This is a genomic window from Veillonella absiana (assembly GCF_032970865.1).
In the GTDB taxonomy this organism is placed as follows: domain Bacteria; phylum Bacillota; class Negativicutes; order Veillonellales; family Veillonellaceae; genus Veillonella; species Veillonella absiana.
In genome coordinates this window covers 1-18,132 of record NZ_JAWJZB010000011.1, presented here as the reverse complement: position 1 = coordinate 18,132, position 18,132 = coordinate 1, and the positions used below count along the sequence as shown (strand labels likewise).

Genomic DNA, 18,132 nt, shown 5'->3' with positions numbered 1-18,132 from the left:
ATACCATAACGTTGTATATGACTTGTGATAGTTGCATTATCTAAGACCTGTCAATTTTAAGTAAAAAAAGAGACCCCGAAGGATCTCCTTTTACTTAAACTGTCAGTGACAATTATTTTTTACGTTTTTTAGCAGCTTCAGTAAGGTTAACTTGTTCTTTCAAACCTTTACCAGCTTTGAATGCAGGGGATTTGGAAGCTGCAATTGTGATAGTTTTGCCATTTTGTGGGTTGCGGCCTTCACGAGCTGCGCGTTCGCGAACTTCGAAAGTACCGAAGCCGATTACTTGAACTTTGCCACCTTCTGCTAATTCTTCAGCAACTGTGTCGAATACAGCTTTTACTGCTTTTTCAGCATCTTTTTTAGTTAATTCAGTTTTTGTAGCAACGCTTGCGATTAATTCTGTTTTGTTCATGACAGAACCTCCTTAAAATACAAACTATTCCCGTGTTCTCAAACGCCACGACGAATGTTATTTTTCTTGCACCTTAGCCTCATCCCAAAAAGCGTCCAGCTCAGACAAACTAAAAGTTCCCCAGGCACGACCACTTTGGTTCACACGTCTCTCCACATGAGCAAAACGCCGATGGAACTTAGTGTTTGTGCGAATCAGTGCATTTTCACCGCTTATTTTATACCATCTAAACAGATTAATCAAGGAAAAAAGTACGTCACCCGCCTCATTTTCCATGTTTTCTTGATTATTTTCTTGAATAGCCTCTTTAAATTCGGCCATTTCCTCATCGACTTTCGCCCACACCGGATCTTCTTCAGTCCAGTCAAAACCTACCTTTGCGGCCTTTTCTTGCAACTTTTGAGCTCGTAATAGTGCTGGCAATCCCACACTTATGCCATCTAAAATATTTTTCCGCTCTTCCCCATGTTCTTGGGCCTTTAATTCGTCCCATGTTAGAGCCATTTGTACACTTTTACTGGTATCCCCCGCCTCCGAAGCACTCGAGTCCAACTTTTGATTTCCGCTCTCACTTAGCGAGTCTGTCTCTCCTCCGCGGACAGGGAATACATGAGGATGCCGTCTAATCATCTTATTAGTCACATCATCAATAACATCTTGCATGGTAAAAGCCCCACGCTCTGTTGCTAATTGTGCATGGAATACAATTTGTAACAATACGTCACCTAATTCTTCACGAAGATTAGCGACATCTTTATTATCGATGGCTTCCATTACTTCATAGACCTCTTCAATAAAGTATCGTCTAAGTGATTCATGTGTCTGTTTTCGATCCCAAGGGCAACCATTGGGAGCACGGAGCTCTGACACCACATCAACTAAAGGTTGGATGTTAATATTCTTCGTCATATAGTTCAACCTCCTCTTGTTTTTTCTTCGCCAATAATCGTTTTCCTATGATTGGCATATTATATAGATCACCACGAGTTATCGCCCGTGTGAGCCACAAGGTAGCACCATAGGTCACGATGGCTCCCACTATAGTAAATCCTACTGCTAAAGCATTACCAACAAGGGTCAAAAGAAAACTATACATCACGCTAGCCATACCGCCCATCGCCATAGCTGATAGGATGATTTTAATCAACTCTACCTTTGGTACGATGGAACCAATATAGCGTTTAACAAATATAAAGTTAAGTATGGCGGCAAGACCGAAGAATATATTCGTCGCCCATGCGGCACCATTGATACCAAGTTCTGGGATAGCTGTTAATTCATAGTCTAGGAATACTTTCACCAAGAGACCAATAAAGATTGTCACCATGGGAATCACCGTGCGACCTAAGCCTTGTAAAATAGCCGCTGTAATTTGTTGTGCCCCTAAAAGGACAATACTAAGACTCATGACAGCAATAGCAGGCCCAGCATGAGGTGTATTATAAATCATCTGAGATACGGGTGTAGCCAAAACAGATAGCCCTACACAAGCAGGGATAGTAAATAAATTAGCGATTTTCATAGCCATTTTCGACCGATGATTAATATCGTCTAATTTATGAAGTGCTGCTGATTCAGATACAGCTGGTACCAAACTAGCTGCAAGAGATGTGGTCAAAATGATAGGTAACCCCACAAGAGACGTTGCCATACCTGTGAGATAACCAAATTGTGTGGTCGCCTCATTCATATAATAGCCAATATCCATCAGGCGACGTGGCACGATGGCCATGTCGATGAGCATTACAATAGGCATAACAATATTAGCCATGGATACCGGTATAGCTAATGCAATAAGGCGCTTTACCACAGTAGAAGTTGATTCCTCTATGGATTCAGAATTCTGTGTAGCTCGCAACTCATGACGTACATGCCTCTGCCGATAATAGAAATAGCCGAGTACAACCACCCCAGCTAGTACGCCAGGAAAGGTAGCAAAGGTAGCCCCCGCAGCAGCCCAATGTAGACCTCGATCAATGAGTAGGTAGGCCAGCCCTACCATCGTTACGACCCGGAATGTTTGCTCAAAGACCTGGCTAGTCCCTGTTGGTACCATGTATTGGAAACCTTGGAAATAGCCTCTGAAACAGCTCAATAAGGTCACCACAAAAATAGCTGGCGCCAATGCCTTGATACCTAAGAGTGCCCTCGGGTCTGTAATAATCCCCCATTCCACAAGGTAATCAGCCAGTACAAACATACCGATGCCGAAAATAGCACCTACTGTCGTAAGTAGCATCAACGACACCTTAAAGGTCTTATCAATGCCCCGCATATCCTCATTGGCCAGTTTTTCCGCAATCATAATGGAGATAGCCACCGGTATTCCGGACACAGCAATACTTACAATCATTTGATAAATGGGATAAGCCATCTGATAGAGACCGATGCCCTCACCGCCTAAAATACGAGCAATGAAAACCTTACTGAATGCACCGATGACCTTTACGATAATGCCAGCGATGGTCAAAATCATAGCACCTTTTAAGAATCGATTCATAGGCCCTCCTTCGTATGTACCATAGATGCCTTGTTGGCGCCACTTGCTTCATTAGCTGTCGTAGTAGCGGCCACAGCGCTAGTTGAGCCTGGCACCTTACGGCTCAATTCCTTGAGCAAGGTTTCGGTAATGGTCAAAATATTGCCTTTCACGCCATTCAGAGACATGTACAAGGTCGCTGGTTTTGTATCAGCTAATTTAATTTTTTTCCAAATACTTTCAGTAACGGCACCCATATCCCAATCGGCCATTTTGCTGTCATCATGCCAATGGATGATAATTTGTTGCTCCCGAAGCACAAGGCTCTTGATCCCGATGAGACGGGCCTGTTCCTTGAGTTGTGCCAAGCGCAACAAACGGTCCACAGGGTCAGTCGGCGTACCAAAACGGTCGATTAATTCGTCCGTCAAATCATCCAATTGTTCCTTGGATTTGACATGCAATAGACGTTGGTATACAGAAATTTTACGCGCGCTATCCTTGATGTACGGGTCATCGATAAACGCATCCACTCCCAAATCAATAGCTGGATCTGGCGTAATATCCACGTGAATTTCCTTGTTTTGGGCCTTTGCAATAGCCTCTTCGAGCATCGTACAATACATGCCAAAACCGACGGAGGCGATATTGCCATGTTGCTGGGAACCCAACAGATTCCCGGCCCCACGAATTTCAAGGTCACGCATAGCGAGTTTAAACCCAGCCCCTAATTCAGTGAATTCTTCGATGGCTTTCAACCGTTTTTCAGCGGCCTCACTCAAAATTTTATCAGGACGATACATGAAATACGCGTACGCACGGCGTCTGGAACGACCTACACGTCCACGCATTTGGTACAACTGTGAAAGCCCCAAATGGTCCGCATCATAAATGATGATGGTATTTGCATTTGGAATGTCGAGGCCTGTTTCAATGATGCTCGTACATAATAACAAATCATATTGACCTTCGTAGAAATCGGCCATGATTTCCTCAGTTTGGCGCCCCGTCATTTGACCATGCGCAATAGCATAGCGAAGTTCCGGCATCGCCGCCTCAAGGAGTTCCCCCATATGTTCAATGGATGCTACTCGATTATATACGAAGTAAACTTGGCCTCCTCGTTGAATTTCACGACGCACCGCATCAGCGATGAGATTCATATCGTATTCCACCACATAGGTTTGGACTGGCAAACGGTCCTCTGGTGGGGTGTTGATAACAGACATTTCACGCACGCCTACCAGGGACATGTGCAAAGTCCGCGGAATTGGCGTAGCACTCAATGTGAGTACATCGATGTTGGAGGCCCAGCTCTTCCATTTTTCCTTTTGAGCCACCCCAAATCGTTGTTCTTCATCGACGACAAGCATGCCTAAATCCTTAAATTTGATTTTCTTGTTTAGCAAGGAATGGGTGCCAATCAATACATCTATGGAACCTTCTTCTACCCCCTTTACAATTTGCTTTTTCTCAGCGGTAGTACGGAAACGATTCAATACCTCCACCTTAACGCCAAAGCTATTAAATCGATTTAAGAACGTTTGGTAATGTTGCTGCGCCAACACCGTTGTCGGTACTAGCACAGCCACTTGTTTACCACTCATAACGGCCTTGAAAATAGCACGCATGGCCACCTCTGTTTTACCAAAGCCTACGTCACCGCAAAGCAATCGATCCATTGGGGCAGGTCGTTCCATGGATTCCTTAATTTCTGCCGTGGCCTGCAATTGGTCCTGCGTTTCCTCGTATGGGAATGTATCTTCAAACTCTTGCTGCCATGGTTGATCTGGTAAAAATGCAAAACCCGGTGTAATTTCCCGTTCTGCATAGAGGGCTACTAACTTGTCGGCCAAATCATCAATGGATTTTTGTGCCTTCGCCTTAACCTTGCGCCAATCGCCACCACCCATTTTATGGATGCGCGGTGCATCGCCTTCGTTGCCGATATATTTTTGCAATTGATCAAGATTACCCGCCGGTAAGAATAAACGATCCGTTCCTGCATAGGCAATTTCAATATAATCCTTATGAATCCCTTCCGTTTCAATGGTCTTGAGGCCTACATATTTACCAATACCATGAACGCTGTGTACGACATAATCGCCGATACTGAGGTCCGTGAAATACGTAATATCCTGACCTTTTGGCGTCTTTTGGCGCAACTTTTTCTTTTGTTGTCCGTAAATATTGCCTTCCGTAACGACCACGAAATGGCTATGTGGCAATTCAAACCCGTCCGTTAATAAACCTTGTAAAATCTGCACCGTACCTGGTTTATGTTCTAGTACCGACGTCTGTTCATAGGGAATGCCGTCCTCGATGAAAGCTCGTTCAATGCCTTCGCGCCGTTGTTGATTATTTAACACTAGTACCACTTGATGATTCAATCGGTGCCATTGTTTAATTTCATCCGTCAACAATGGAATTTGACGTTCAAAACTCGTCATCGCCTTGCCTTGAATACCCACTGGATTAAATCCAGTGAGACCAATAGATCGTTGTTGCATAAAGGTAAAGGCAATTTGTGTATATCCATTAACACTGCGTTGTAATGTATTCCAATCGCAATGATCCGCGCGATGCGTAGTATCTTCTTTTAAAAATTTCTTGAGCGATTCCTGAATACGGCCCGGCTCATCATAAATGGTAATACCGTTATTTCCATAGGATAATAACGTCGTCGCATCATCACCAATATCCAAATGAAGTGGTGTAATGGTGCAGTTTTCAATGGTTTCAATAGAACGCTGTGTATCGATGGTGAAATAGCGCATCGTATCGATTTCATCACCAAAAAACTCAATGCGCACAGGGTCTTCATTGTTCACAGGGAATACGTCCAAAATATCGCCACGCACGGCAAAATGACCACGTTGTTCCACCTGGTCTACTCGTTCATATCCAATTGTTACTAATTGTTCTAGCACTTTTTCACGTTCGTATTCCACACCGTTTTCAAAGTGAATACTTTGGCGCGCCAATCGCTCTGGGCTCACCACATATTGTGAGACCTCCTCCGCATTGGCTAGCACCACTACTGGCTGTTTCCAAGCCAATAAACTGAGCGCTCGCATTTGATTCGCCTGATTTTCTAGGCTACGTGCTACCGGCGTGAAATCCACTTTATCCGTTATGGGGAATGGTACCACCGGCACATTAGGCAAGAAAAATGCCAAATCTCGTTCCCATAATTCCTTGTGCTCTTTGTCGTGCACGATAATAATAGTTGGTGGGATTTTGATGGCAGAATTTGATTTCCCCTGTTTAGAGCCACTAGTTGCACCGACCTCATTGTTAGCACTAGCTTCTGTATCCATGCTGTCAGTTGTACTAAAATGAACCGCCATGGCCCGACTGAACAAAAATGATTTCTGCGAGCTGCTGAGCCCATATATCACTGTTTTTCCCTTGCCGCTAAACGCGTTTAGCCCGTCCTGGAAGGGCGGGTTCTGGGATAACATAGTATCTATTTGTTGCATAATTACCTCGTATATTCTTTACCAATCAACCTCGGTTGACTGTACGGTACTATTATATCATATGTATATGACGAGACTATAAATAATAAAAATGGTGAAAGCCCATTTACAGCTTTCACCATTGCAAGTAATATATTTAATTATTGATTCCGATCATGGCGCATATCACGCCCACCGAGATAACCAACTAGCCCGGAACTAATGCTCATAGCGAGTTCCGACCAACCGTAGAGCACGGCCATAATATTCACGATACCTAGCATGACTAGTGCTAAAATTTCACGGATACTAATTTTTTCAAATGTCATAGGAATAACCTCACCTTCTACAATAAATACCCTAGCAGAACAGTATCTACTAGGGTATATTCAACCAATATAAGATTGTAAAAAATGAGTCAACATTTTATAGAAATAAAATTGATAAAACTGTTGACTCTGATAGCCGTAGTATGATATTATTATTTCAGTCGGTATGCGGGAGTGGCGGAATTGGCAGACGCACCAGACTTAGGATCTGGCGCCTTACGGCGTGGGGGTTCAAGTCCCTTCTCCCGCACCACTATTTTATTACACCTATAGAGGTGTATTTTTTTTGCCCATTTTACAATTATCTGCCATAATTTAATACTATCCTTTCCCTCATATCGTCCTCCACCATCTATATTATGGTTCTGTATAACTAATAAATTAAAAGAGGCTGACACAAACTTCGTATGCTCGAAACCTGTGTCAGCCTCTTTTAGGATGATGATGAATAAATGCATGCCCTACATTTACTACAAAAATATATTACAACCACAAAAAAATCATGGTTGGTAATACCAATGGTATTATTCACCATGACTACAGTGTTTAGATCATCGAATGGCTGCTACTGTAAGACTTGTTTAACCACTTATCAGTACCTTGTCCATTGAAACTATTTCGGCCAATAAAAAAATTCTTTTTTACCATGCGCGAAAAAAGAATCAATCTTCTCCTCCCTATCGCTCGTAGGTCAACTGGTGAATGTTGAATAGGTAGTTCTCCTGACTCGGTGTCATCGCTCCTTTTGCCTTCCCAGTTTCCCAGTGACTTAATAAAATTCGCTCGACCATACAGTGGCGGGACCGTGCTGGCTTTGAACCAGCTTTTCTGTTATGCATTTCTGCACCTATTCCCAAATATGTATTTGTATGTGTTTATAATAGCATGTTGATTGTTCGGAGTCAAACAAATTTCATTCTACTTTTACAATAAGAATAGACAAATTCAAATTCACTGTATATATGCATTAAACTCATATCGGTTGACAATTAAACTGTAATTTCTGATTGACAGATACCGCCCTATTTGTTATTATTATCTAGTATCAAGTCACACTTGATGTACATAGGGGTATAGCTCAATTGGTAGAGTTACGGTCTCCAAAACCGTCGGTTGTGGGTTCAAGTCCTACTGCCCCTGCCATTATAGAAAGCGACCATTTATTGGTCGCTTATTCTATGACAAATATTTGTAAAGAAATATTTGAAAAAGTACTTGCATTGTAAAGCGCAATATGTTAATATAATCAAGTACCAAGTACATGACTCAGTAGCTCAGCTGGATAGAGCGTTTGACTACGAATCAAAAGGCCAGGGGTTCGAATCCCTTCTGGGTCACCACTTAAACCGCACTAATAGTGCGGTTTTTTATTTTTGACATCATATTATAAAACTCCCTCTATAAACACAAAATAGCGCCCTTTGTGGGTGCGTCTTAGGGATTTATAATCCCTGAAAATTTCGGCATAGTCGTGAGTATCGGCTATGCCGTTTTTTCATGCTTGCTCGGAATTTCTACTGCTCCGATGCAGTTGTAAATGATTTGAATTCGCTGCACTCTATGACCATCAACTTTTTCTGCCTTGAACACGATGATCTTTTCCACAAACTTCCGAATGATTTCGGCATCCAATTCCTTGATGTCCGTGTACTTCTGTACCAGTTGCAGGAAGTATTCGGCATTGAGGGATTTTTCTTTTGCTGTGGTAATGAACTCATCCAGTTCAGCAATCCGGCTTTCCAAGGCTTTCTGCTCTGCCTCATAGGTAGCGGACATCTTGGCAAAACGCTCATCGCTGATTTTGCCGACCACGTTGTCCTCGTAAAGCCGTTGGATAATTTTATCAAGGGCGGTAATGCGGGCTTTCGCTTGTTCGTATTCCTTCTAACTGCTGCGGAGTTCTCGGTTCAGTGCCTTTTCCGATGTGTTGGTCACAAGCTGAATGAACTTGGCTTCATGTTCTCTGGCATAAGCGGTCACTCTGCGCAGGTCATCCAAGAGAAGCTGTTCTATGACCACATTGCGAATCTGGTGGGAAGTACAGTTGCTCTTACCACGCTTACGGTAGGTAGAGCAGACCAGATGCTCTTTCTCATGTTCCCAGCCCCTTGCACGGACTTGGTACATCTTGCTGCCACAATCGGCACAATAGTTGTCCATTTGTAAAGGTCATCCGTCTGTTTGACAGCAGGAGCATTTCTGCCGTTGCTTTTTGCATAATCCACAGGGGTCAGTACCTTGCGCTTTTTGAGTTCCTTGGCAATCTGTGTCGGGCCGTAGCCGGAAATACACAGGTGGAAGATTTCCTTTACCACCACAGCAGCATCTTCGTCTACAATCCAGTGGTTCTTGTCCTCAGGGTCTTTCTTGTATCCGTAGGGTGTATTGGTGCAGAGCGGCTTGCCAGCCTGTCCCTTTGCCTTGAACACCGCACGAATTTTCTTGCTCGTGTCCTTGGCATACCATTCATTGATGATATTGAGGAATGGCGTAAAATCGCTGTCCTGCTGACTGTCACTGTCGACCCCGTTATTGATGGCAATAAAGCGGATATCCGATTCCGGGAACACCATCTCGGTATAGTAACCGACCTTTAGATAATCTCTTCCGAGTCGGCTCATATCCTTGACAATGATGATGCCCACAGCACCTTCATCCACCTCAGAAAAAAGAATGGATTCACGCAGGGAACACTTGCGGAAGAACTGAAAGTAGCAAAGGGAACGGTATCTGCATGGGAAATCGGCAGTCGCAGACCCAGCTTTGAGATGCTCGATACCATGTGCGAATTGTTTCATGTACGCATGGACTATCTGATTGCACAGTCAGACGATGACAGCTTTGTGTGTGCGGTCAATATAAAGGCGGTCACAAAATAAGCATTTTACCTGAGAATCTGACCTGTTTTTATATAATAATGCGGACAAATACGCAAAAGAAAACCACGCAGGGAACATTGTCCTTCTGCGTGGTCATACTCATCACTTATTTGTGTTCATCACTACCATATGGTGTCTTCGGTTCTGCCACCATAGACAGGTTGTCCTGTGGATGCAGTTCATATATGGTCGCTGGGTGTTCCGGCTCAGTAAAGGTTGCCGAGCCACCGATGCCAAAATACTTCTCAAAGAATGTCTTCAGTTTATCAATGACACCTTGCTTTTTCTTGGCTCTGCCACCACCGCCAAAGCGAGAAACAGGAGGCATGATTTTATCGATGTCTGTACCGGCGGTTTTGATTTCACCATCACGGAAAGCATTCTCCAAGAATTTACGGGTGTCCTCCGGCTTTAACTTTTCCTCTGTAATGATGGTCTGCAATTCAGCCTCACGCTGTTTGACCACATAATCATGCCACTCGCTCATGATGTCATCTGCATCGTTGACCCCTGCGATAAAGGTTTCAATCAACTGTTTCTTGCTGCGTAGTTCCGGGCTGGCATCAATGGCTTTATTGATGGTAATCAGAACTTCTTTATCCTCACAATGGGTATCGTGGTATTTCTTTACAAGCATCAGAATATAATCAATGTTGATTTCTATCTGCTTGATCAGTTCCACCTCAAACACAATATCGTCTGTGATATCTGTGCTTTCTCCGGCTTCACGTCTGCGTTTCCATTCATCACGCAGGTCTTGGTATCTGCCAAGGTAGTCCTGTAGGTCACGCTCGGTAATAAGTTCATTACCCTTAAATTCATCAAAGGATACGAGCAGGTTACGCATACGCAGAATTGCACCAAACAAAGAAATAAAATCCTTCTGATTCTGCTCGCCAATAATCTGTGGTTCTTCCAGAGGGAACTTCTCGTTCAATTCCTCCATCATATCCACATAGCAGGGCATTGGCTTTCCGTCTACGGACTCATAACCATAGTAGTAATCCTTAAAACTGTTCAAAAGCACAATACCGCCAGCGTTCTTGTCTCCAAACAGAGAAATTGCGCTATCTACACGCTTTTGCAGATTGCGAAAACAAACAATGTTACCGAAAGTCTTGATAGAATTGAGGATACGGTTGGTACGTGAAAACGCCTGTATCAAACCGTGCATCTTCAGGTTCTTATCCACCCACAGCGTGTTCATAGTAGTGGCATCAAAACCAGTAAGGAACATATTAACTACGATGAGCAAGTCCAGTTCCTTGTTTTTCATGCGTAGGGATACATCCTTATAGTAGTTCTGGAACTTATCGCTGGAAGTATCATAAGTTGTATGGAACATTCCATTATAATCACGGATAGCAGATTCCAGAAAATCACGGGAGTTCTGGTCGAGGGCAGAAGTGTCCTCGGAGTTCTCCTCATCCAGAATACCGTCAGCTTCTTCCTCATTTGCGCCGTAACTGAAAATCGTTGCAACACGCAGTTTCTTGGTTGGGTCTGCTGCCATCTGCTTCTGAAATTCTTGATAATATAGTTTTGCCATTGGCACAGATGCCACAGCAAAAATAGAATTAAATCCGCTAAGACGTTGTTGCTGCTTGATTTCTTCTACTGTGCCACGCTCGGCGGATGCCACTTCTTCAATATTCGTGAGAGTATTGAAAATATATGTCTTATCCCCACGGTAGGTTTTTTGGTCGAAATGTTCCAAAATATACCGTGTCACCAATTCAACACGCTTAGGCGCCATCATTGCTTTTTCACGATTGATGTCCCATACCATTTCATCGGTAATTTCTTCGTCCGTATCCATCGTTTTAATATAGTCCACACGGAACGGCAGAACATTTTTATCGTTGATGGCATCCACAATGGTATAGGTATGTAACTGGTCACCAAAGGTCTGCCCCGTTGTAAAGAACTCCGGGTTCTTAGATGCGCCAGAATTAGCTGCGAATATCGGTGTCCCTGTAAAACCAAACAGGTGGTAGTTCTTGAAGTTTTTTATAATAGCCGTGTGCATATCACCAAATTGGCTACGGTGGCATTCGTCAAAGATAATAACGATATGCTTATTGTAAACCTCATGATTAGGATTCTTCTTTATGAAAGTAGCCAGTTTTTGAATCGTAGTAATAATAATACGACATTCTTTTGGACGTCCTTTTGAATCTTTGTCACTTAACTGCTGTTCTAAAATTCTGGTAGAAGTATTGCTGTTGGCAGCACCTTTTTCAAAGCGGTCATACTCCTTCATGGTCTGGTAGTCCAAGTCCTTACGGTCAACCACAAACAGCACCTTATCAATATAAGGCAGCTGTGATGCCAGACGTGCCGTCTTGAAAGAGGTGAGCGTTTTGCCGGAGCCTGTTGTGTGCCAGATATATCCGCCACCTGCCACGCTGCCGTATTTTTTATAGTTGTTGGCAATCTCTATACGATTCAAGATGCGCTCGGTTGCCGTGATCTGGTACGGGCGCATAACCATAAGCATATTTTCTGATGTGAAAATACAATACTTGGTCAGCACATTCAGCAGAGAATGCTTTGCAAAGAAAGTCTTTGTGAAGTCAATCAAATCCGTGATAACACGGTTATTGGCATCTGCCCAGAAGCAGGTAAATTCAAAGCTGTTGCTTGTTTTTCCCTTTTTCGTCTTGCCAGAAACCGCATCCTTGATAGCATTAAAGCGAGTGCTATTGGAGTAGTATTTCGTATTTGTTCCATTGGAAATAACGAAAATCTGCACATATTCAAACAGTCCGCAACCTGCCCAAAAAGAATCCCGCTGATAACGGTTTATCTGATTGAATGCCTCTCGGATAGGGACTCCTCTGCGCTTCAGTTCAATATGCACCAAGGGTAGACCGTTGACCAGTACCGTCACATCGTAACGATTATCGTACTTTGCGCCGTCCTCTTTACCAAGCACATGGCCCAGGCCACCCTCTCTGCCGCTTGTAGCGGCATTCACCTTGTACTGGTTGATGACCTGCAAACTGTTATTATGGATATTTTTCTTATCCATGAGTGTGATGTTCTTCGTAGAGCCATCGTCCCGTTTCAACACTTGGACAAAGTCCTCCTGTATCTTGCGGGTCTTTTCCACGATATGCTCGTTGGGATTCGCAACAGAATCCACAAAAAACTGTTGCCACTCTGTATCAGAGAACCGATAGTGGTTCAGTGCCTCCAAGCGGTCGCGGAGGTTGCGGATTAAATCCTTTTCTGTATGGATTTGCAGATATTCATAGCCCTGCTCACAGAGCAGACGAATAAATTCTTGCTCCAGAGCAGCCTCGCTCTGGTAGCTGTCCGAACGTGCCTTCACAGGCTCATATTCTGTGACTACGGTGTTTTCTGTTGTCTGTGCGACAATGTTAAAATAAGGCACGGTGGCTTCACCTTCTTTCTTTTTTATAGTTCCTTGAATGACAGTAATCTGTCACGATAGTATTCATATTGTTTTTTTCGTGCTTCGATCTCTGCTGGCAGACCGATGTTTAGGTCGGAGCAGATTGATTCAAAATTATCCAAGACATTAGCAAAGCGTTCCTGTACTTCTAATGAAGGAAGTGGAATTTCAATACTTTCTATCGATGGAACATTGGAATGAACCACCTTGCTTTTTATCTTACCTTTGCTTTTTTGCTGTCTGGCGTCATAAGTAGAAAGCACATATGATAGATACTTAGGATTCTGCTTGTGTTTCATTACCACAATATCTCCGCCTGCTAAGCACTTATCATGCCCCACATAAGCAATAGATTTTGCTATATCTTCAACGCTTTCTCCTGTTATAGCAAACAAAATATCGCCATGTTCAAAATACTTTGGAGATGGTACATACTCAAGTTGTGTATGAGATACGCACTCATCAAACCAAGTATTATAGGTTGTATAGATTTCGCCATATCTGACGCATGGGATTCCATCTTGTGTTACTTGGTCACGCTTTATTCCTGCACCTCGATAGATATCTGTTGCGATATCTTTCAGTTTGACCATTGGAATCTCTTTATTGCATGAAAGCATTGCATCCCTATAATATTCATACTGTTTTTTCCTCGCTGTAAGCTCCGCTGTAAGCTCCGCTGTAAGCTCCGCCGTAAGCTCCGTGAAATTGTCCAGAATACGGACAATTTCCTCCTGTACAGGTAGAGGGGGGACGGGAATTCTAAAATCTTGCAATGTTGAAAGTACAATATAAACCATCGCAGCCTCATTCTTGTGACTGTCCAAATATACTTTAAGATTATTGCTAAGTGAATAATACAAAAATTTTACTGAAACAGATGAATCAAAATCAGTTAGCACATAGGTACGTTGATAAGCCTCAAATTTACCAATATAATACTTAACATTACCAATATTTGCATTTCCTGCTATAAGTAAAGCTTCTGTGTCCCATCTGTATTGATTAATACGGCTCGGTTCTTTTGCTGTTGTAAAAAACAAATATTCCCCATCTTCGACAGCAGCATTTGCATTAAGTCTTCCTGTTTCTATTTTGCAAACTTTTCCAAGTAGCCTATACTTTACCCCATTGGGACATAACTCTTTGATTAATTCATCTAATTTGTTCATAGTTATGCCTCAATCTCTTTGATAATTTTATCTATTTCTTTACGTAATTTATCTTCTTTAGCAACTATCTCTTTGATATCAGCATTTAAATGTTTAATATCAACCTTTTCCCGTGTATCCTCTGCCTCTACATAGGTGGAGACCGAAAGGTTATAATCATTTTTGACTACTTCATCATAACCTGCCAAATGAGAGAAATACGCCACTTCCGCACGCTTTGCAAATATATCAACGATTCGGTCAATATTTTCAGGTGTTAGTTTATTGTTGTTTGTGACCTTGATGCACTCATTGGACGCATCAATAAACAGCGTTTTGTTATCGTTCTTATTTTTCTTCATCACCATAATACAAGTGGCAATGGATGTACCGAAGAATAGATTGCTTGGTAACTGAATGATGCAATCTACATAGTTATTGTCTACCAGATATTTACGTATTTTCTGTTCCGCACCGCCACGATACATAATACCCGGAAAGCATACGATAGCAGCAGTACCATTGGATGCCAGCCATGAAAGACTGTGCATAATAAATGCCATATCTGCTTTACTCTTAGGTGCCAGAACTCCGGCTGGAGAAAAGCGGGGGTCATTGATGAGCAGTGGATTTTCGTCACCCGCCCATTTAATAGAGTAGGGAGGATTAGACACGATAAGTTCAAATGGTTCATCATCCCAGTGCTGTGGGCTGATAAGCGTATCCTCACAGGCTACATTAAATTTATCAAACCCCACATCGTGCAGGAACATATTGATTCTGCACAGGTTGTAAGTGGTGATATTGATTTCCTGTCCATAGAATCCATTGCGGATGGCATCCTTACCAAGAACTTTTTCAGCCTTGAGCAATAGACTTCCGGAACCACACGCAGGGTCATATACCTTATTGATTTCAGTTTTTCCTACCGTACCAAGCCTTGTCAGCAGTTCTGATACATCGGCAGGCGTATAGAACTCACCGCCGGATTTACCCGCATTAGAGGCATACATGGACATAAGGTATTCGTAGGCATCGCCAAAAGCATCGAAGGTGTGGTCTTTCACAGCACCGAGGTTCATTTCACCCACGCCATTTAACAGCTTGACCAGTTTCTCATTGCGCTTGGCAACCGTAGAACCCAATTTATTGCTGTTAACATCATAATCATCAAACAGTCCGGCAAAGTCGCTTTCTGCCTCGCTGCCTTTCGCAGATTCCTCTATATGGCGGAATACGCTTTCCAGTGTCTCATTCAAATTTTCATCGTTTGCAGCCTTTGCTCTGACGTTGCAGAACAGTTCACTTGGCAATATGAAAAAGCCTTTTTCTTCCACCAGACCGTCCCGTGCTTCTTCGGCTTCGTCATCTGACATTGTTGCAAAATTAAAATCGGTATTTCCGGCTTTGATTTCACCGTCATTGATGTAGCTGCACAGGTTCTCGGAAATATAGCGATAGAACATTGTGCCGAGGACATAGTTCTTAAAATCCCATCCGTCTACTGCACCACGCAGTTCATCCGCTATTGCCCAGATTGCACGATGGAGTTCATCACGCTCTTGTTCCTTTTTAGTATCAACCATTTTCTTTTCCTCCGTCTTCGTCTGGAATAAATTCCAAAATATCATCTACGCCACAGTGCAGCACACGGCAAATACTCTCCACACTGTCAAGGGAGATATATCCGCCTCGTTTTAGCCGTGTGATGATGTTGGCAGAGAACCCTGCCTCCTGCATCAACTGGCCATTTGTCATATCTTTTTCAATCAATAAATGAAACAGTTTTTTATAACTGACTGCCATATCACACCTCCATTAATCCTGTTAGCCGATATGCTTAAAGTATATCACGCAAAAGTGAATTTTTCATCTTTATATAAATCTATTTACAAAAAGAAAGCGACCACACAGGAGCATTTCTGCTCTTGCGTAGTCGCTATTCTCTTTGCACCGTTTGGGGAGACGTACTATAAAACTTCCTCTATAAACACAAAATAGCGCCCTTAAAGGCGCTATTTTTTGCATTTATAATTATTCCTATTATGATTTCATCTATACACTCACATCAGGATAGATAGATTTCGCTTCTTTAATAAGCTCTACCATAATTTCTTCGTTCTTCTCACGAATCATACCTGGGATCCGGAATAGGTCAATAACAGCCCATACACCAAAACCACCACCAGTTACCCAATATAAAATATTGATAATAGGTTTACTTAAATAGAAATAATGAACACCAAAGAGGAACCATAAAATATATGCAGTACTCTTTTGTTTTAATTCAGATTGACGAGACAACACATAACTGCGTTGCTGCTCTGGCAAAGTTTGTAATAATAGTAATAATTTTGCGTCCATAATATCTCCTTACGTTTTAGGCTCAAAAAATTATTCAATGTATCTATGTGAGCTATGGATGCTATAGATAATATAGCACCTAATATAATACTAACGAATTGATACCACAAGTATGTGATATCTAATGTAAGAGCCTTAGCCCTATTTTACATGTATATACCAGTTGAATCTCTATTTTGCATGTGGTTGATCGGATTCAGCCACTACATTCACGACCACTGGCTGATCATTGCCTAATTGGACCATAACAGCCCCCATAGGCTGATTCATAGCCTCTGCGATAGCTTTCACCTGACGCATCGCCACAGGAACAGGATTCGTAGTTCCTGGTATATATAAATTTTCCAATGTCTCAATATCTGCCACGGACAATCCTGCAGTTGCTGCAAAGTCCTGGACACTGATATTGTTACTTTCACGATATTGTTTAATGATGTCTCCGATATACATAGTTGATACACAGTGCCACATGTTTATAAACCATCCCGCTAGTGAAATCCGGGCCATCTACGTTTACATTGGACCGTGGTCTCCTTCCTTAAATTTACTCATACGTTCAGTTTTATTGTATAAAATCAAGTATGATTAATTATAGCATGAACTCCTTCCATTTACCAAAAAAGAGCCCTCTTGTAAGGGCTCTTCTTTCGTCTCTGATTGTTTACCTTATATATACGGGGAGACGTATATATGTAATTTGTTGTTGTATGTTTGTGTTGTATGTATTGTTGTTGTATGCATTGTATGTTTTTGTAAAGAGAGTGTTTCAGGTAAACGTTTCAGCAGACCTCCGATTTCAATTTTCTAGTTGACTAGGTGTAATACCTCTATCAACTATACTCAGTATAAATGGAACCAATGAAAGTTACATGAAAGTGGGATGAACGTTACATGAAGTTTATTTTGTTCCTTTGGTACGAACTATTTGAGTTGTTTTTTTAGTACCGCTTTATCTACCCACATCACAGGACGAACACCAATGATAGTTTCGTTAACTTGATGATTACGGCTACCTAAATCCCCCCAAACGAGCTTACGGTGCCTATCACCCGCCGTTCGCTTCGCTCACTGTGGGAAAGTGATGCAATGACTCAATGCGTCACTTCGTTCCAAGTAGCCTAATGACATAGCGACAACTTGGTATGTTCCTCGCTGTGGATTTTGCATCGCAAAATCTTACGTTCGTGACTAAGCGATGCATGGGTCTAGTACGTCGCTATGCTCCTCCTAGCCCTCAAGCCCTGCTTATCCCAGGTACACCTGCTCGATAGGAAACTGCCGAGCAGAGAAATAAAAAAGCCCACCCATAAGGGTGAGCTTTTTTATTTCTTCAATCAGCAGCTTCCTATCACACTCGCTAACTTCGTTAGCTTCGTCGAACCTGATGCAATACAATTTGTGCGTCACTTCGTTCCTTCAAATTGTTTGCCCTAGGTTTCCCAGGCCAAGGCCTGGTCGGCTCAATATAATAGATATGCAAAACGAGGTCAACGTTGTTGACCTCGCTTCTTTTCAATCAGCAGCTTCCTATCCTCCCAGGCCGTCGCCAGCCAAGTACTTTCGGCGTTTACGAGCTTAACTACTGTGTTCGAGATGGGAACAGGTGGAGCCTCGTAGCTATCGCCACTGAATC

General features: G+C 42.6%; 14 protein-coding genes, 3 tRNA genes, 1 rRNA gene, 1 pseudogene and 1 riboswitch. Of the genes and pseudogenes, 4 read left to right on the top strand and 15 right to left on the bottom strand.

Annotated elements, in window-relative coordinates:
* Positions 1-112: 112 nt before the first annotated feature.
* The 5 genes and pseudogenes from RVY80_RS09295 to RVY80_RS09275 form a co-directional block, all read right to left on the bottom strand.
* Complete coding sequence (locus RVY80_RS09295) at positions 113-415, bottom strand: HU family DNA-binding protein (RefSeq protein WP_317330380.1); 303 nt, start codon at positions 413-415, stop codon at positions 113-115.
* Positions 416-472: 57 nt separating this feature from the next.
* The gene (mazG, locus tag RVY80_RS09290; protein ID WP_310746461.1) at positions 473-1,324 is read right to left on the bottom strand and encodes a nucleoside triphosphate pyrophosphohydrolase; all 852 of its coding nucleotides are present in this window, start codon (positions 1,322-1,324) and stop codon (positions 473-475) included.
* Positions 1,308-2,915, bottom strand: coding sequence for a putative polysaccharide biosynthesis protein (locus tag RVY80_RS09285; protein ID WP_317330379.1), 1,608 nt, complete (start codon positions 2,913-2,915; stop codon positions 1,308-1,310). The genes mazG and RVY80_RS09285 overlap by 17 nt, the downstream gene beginning before the upstream one ends.
* 89 nt (positions 2,916-3,004) lie before the next feature.
* A pseudogene (mfd, locus tag RVY80_RS09280) lies at positions 3,005-6,376 on the bottom strand (transcription-repair coupling factor); the annotation flags it as partial.
* A 140-nt stretch (positions 6,377-6,516) separates the two neighbouring features.
* Positions 6,517-6,684, bottom strand: coding sequence for a hypothetical protein (locus RVY80_RS09275; protein WP_317330376.1), 168 nt, complete (start codon positions 6,682-6,684; stop codon positions 6,517-6,519).
* Positions 6,685-6,852: 168 nt separating this feature from the next.
* On the opposite strand from RVY80_RS09275, the gene RVY80_RS09270 reads away from it, so the two are divergent.
* From RVY80_RS09270 to RVY80_RS09260, 3 genes are all read left to right on the top strand, one after another.
* Positions 6,853-6,937: transfer RNA gene (locus RVY80_RS09270), tRNA-Leu, on the top strand.
* A gap of 442 nt (positions 6,938-7,379) precedes the next feature.
* Positions 7,380-7,550, bottom strand: a riboswitch (cobalamin riboswitch).
* A gap of 201 nt (positions 7,551-7,751) precedes the next feature.
* A tRNA-Trp gene (locus tag RVY80_RS09265) sits at positions 7,752-7,827 on the top strand.
* 120 nt (positions 7,828-7,947) lie between these two features.
* A tRNA-Arg gene (locus tag RVY80_RS09260) sits at positions 7,948-8,024 on the top strand.
* A gap of 142 nt (positions 8,025-8,166) precedes the next feature.
* Here the strand turns inward: RVY80_RS09260 and RVY80_RS09255 are convergent.
* From RVY80_RS09255 to RVY80_RS09250, 3 genes are all read right to left on the bottom strand, one after another.
* Positions 8,167-8,496: a DUF4368 domain-containing protein gene (locus RVY80_RS09255; protein ID WP_317330374.1), complete on the bottom strand. Its 330-nt coding sequence runs from the start codon at positions 8,494-8,496 to the stop codon at positions 8,167-8,169.
* A gap of 72 nt (positions 8,497-8,568) precedes the next feature.
* Entirely contained in the window at positions 8,569-8,811 is a 243-nt protein-coding gene (locus tag RVY80_RS10235) for a recombinase zinc ribbon domain-containing protein (RefSeq protein WP_411040804.1), read from the bottom strand.
* Complete coding sequence (locus RVY80_RS09250) at positions 8,694-9,344, bottom strand: recombinase family protein (protein WP_459350127.1); 651 nt, start codon at positions 9,342-9,344, stop codon at positions 8,694-8,696. The genes RVY80_RS10235 and RVY80_RS09250 overlap by 118 nt, the downstream gene beginning before the upstream one ends.
* Between RVY80_RS09250 and RVY80_RS10230 the strand changes: the two genes are divergently transcribed.
* Positions 9,282-9,563 carry a helix-turn-helix domain-containing protein gene (locus RVY80_RS10230; protein WP_411040807.1) on the top strand — a complete coding sequence of 94 codons (282 nt, stop codon included), beginning with the start codon at positions 9,282-9,284 and terminating at the stop codon, positions 9,561-9,563. The genes RVY80_RS09250 and RVY80_RS10230 overlap by 63 nt on opposite strands.
* A gap of 106 nt (positions 9,564-9,669) precedes the next feature.
* On the opposite strand, the gene RVY80_RS09245 is transcribed toward RVY80_RS10230, so the two are convergent.
* From RVY80_RS09245 to rrf, 7 genes are all read right to left on the bottom strand, one after another.
* Positions 9,670-12,963: a type I restriction endonuclease subunit R gene (locus tag RVY80_RS09245; RefSeq protein ID WP_317330372.1), complete on the bottom strand. Its 3,294-nt coding sequence runs from the start codon at positions 12,961-12,963 to the stop codon at positions 9,670-9,672.
* Between the two features lie 23 nt (positions 12,964-12,986).
* A complete protein-coding gene (locus RVY80_RS09240) occupies positions 12,987-14,156 on the bottom strand; it encodes a restriction endonuclease subunit S (RefSeq protein WP_317330371.1) in 1,170 nt (389 codons plus the stop codon).
* A gap of 2 nt (positions 14,157-14,158) precedes the next feature.
* Positions 14,159-15,721, bottom strand: a complete 1,563-nt coding sequence (locus RVY80_RS09235) for a type I restriction-modification system subunit M (protein ID WP_317330370.1) — start codon at positions 15,719-15,721, stop codon at positions 14,159-14,161.
* Positions 15,714-15,941 (bottom strand): helix-turn-helix domain-containing protein, encoded by a 228-nt coding sequence (locus RVY80_RS09230; RefSeq protein ID WP_317330368.1) that lies wholly within the window; start codon positions 15,939-15,941, stop codon positions 15,714-15,716. The genes RVY80_RS09235 and RVY80_RS09230 overlap by 8 nt, the downstream gene beginning before the upstream one ends.
* A gap of 249 nt (positions 15,942-16,190) precedes the next feature.
* A complete protein-coding gene (locus tag RVY80_RS09225) occupies positions 16,191-16,499 on the bottom strand; it encodes a TM2 domain-containing protein (protein WP_317330367.1) in 309 nt (102 codons plus the stop codon).
* Between the two features lie 171 nt (positions 16,500-16,670).
* Positions 16,671-16,949, bottom strand: a complete 279-nt coding sequence (locus tag RVY80_RS09220) for a helix-turn-helix domain-containing protein (RefSeq protein ID WP_317330365.1) — start codon at positions 16,947-16,949, stop codon at positions 16,671-16,673.
* A 1,064-nt stretch (positions 16,950-18,013) separates the two neighbouring features.
* Positions 18,014-18,130, bottom strand: a 5S ribosomal RNA gene (gene rrf, locus RVY80_RS09215).
* Positions 18,131-18,132: the final 2 nt, after the last annotated feature.

Excerpts from the sequence above, each read along its gene's own strand:
- RVY80_RS09295 (WP_317330380.1), bottom strand. The coding sequence starts at position 415 with ATGAACAAAACAGAATTAATCGCAAGCGTTGCTACAAAAACTGAATTA.
- mazG (WP_310746461.1), bottom strand. The coding sequence starts at position 1,324 with ATGACGAAGAATATTAACATCCAACCTTTAGTTGATGTGGTGTCAGAG.
- RVY80_RS09285 (WP_317330379.1), bottom strand. The coding sequence starts at position 2,915 with ATGAATCGATTCTTAAAAGGTGCTATGATTTTGACCATCGCTGGCATT.
- RVY80_RS09275 (WP_317330376.1), bottom strand. The coding sequence starts at position 6,684 with ATGACATTTGAAAAAATTAGTATCCGTGAAATTTTAGCACTAGTCATG.
- RVY80_RS10235 (WP_411040804.1), bottom strand. The coding sequence starts at position 8,811 with ATGTACCAAGTCCGTGCAAGGGGCTGGGAACATGAGAAAGAGCATCTG.
- RVY80_RS09240 (WP_317330371.1), bottom strand. The coding sequence starts at position 14,156 with ATGAACAAATTAGATGAATTAATCAAAGAGTTATGTCCCAATGGGGTA.
- RVY80_RS09235 (WP_317330370.1), bottom strand. The coding sequence starts at position 15,721 with ATGGTTGATACTAAAAAGGAACAAGAGCGTGATGAACTCCATCGTGCA.
- RVY80_RS09230 (WP_317330368.1), bottom strand. The coding sequence starts at position 15,941 with ATGGCAGTCAGTTATAAAAAACTGTTTCATTTATTGATTGAAAAAGAT.
- RVY80_RS09225 (WP_317330367.1), bottom strand. The coding sequence starts at position 16,499 with ATGGACGCAAAATTATTACTATTATTACAAACTTTGCCAGAGCAGCAA.
- RVY80_RS09220 (WP_317330365.1), bottom strand. The coding sequence starts at position 16,949 with ATGTATATCGGAGACATCATTAAACAATATCGTGAAAGTAACAATATC.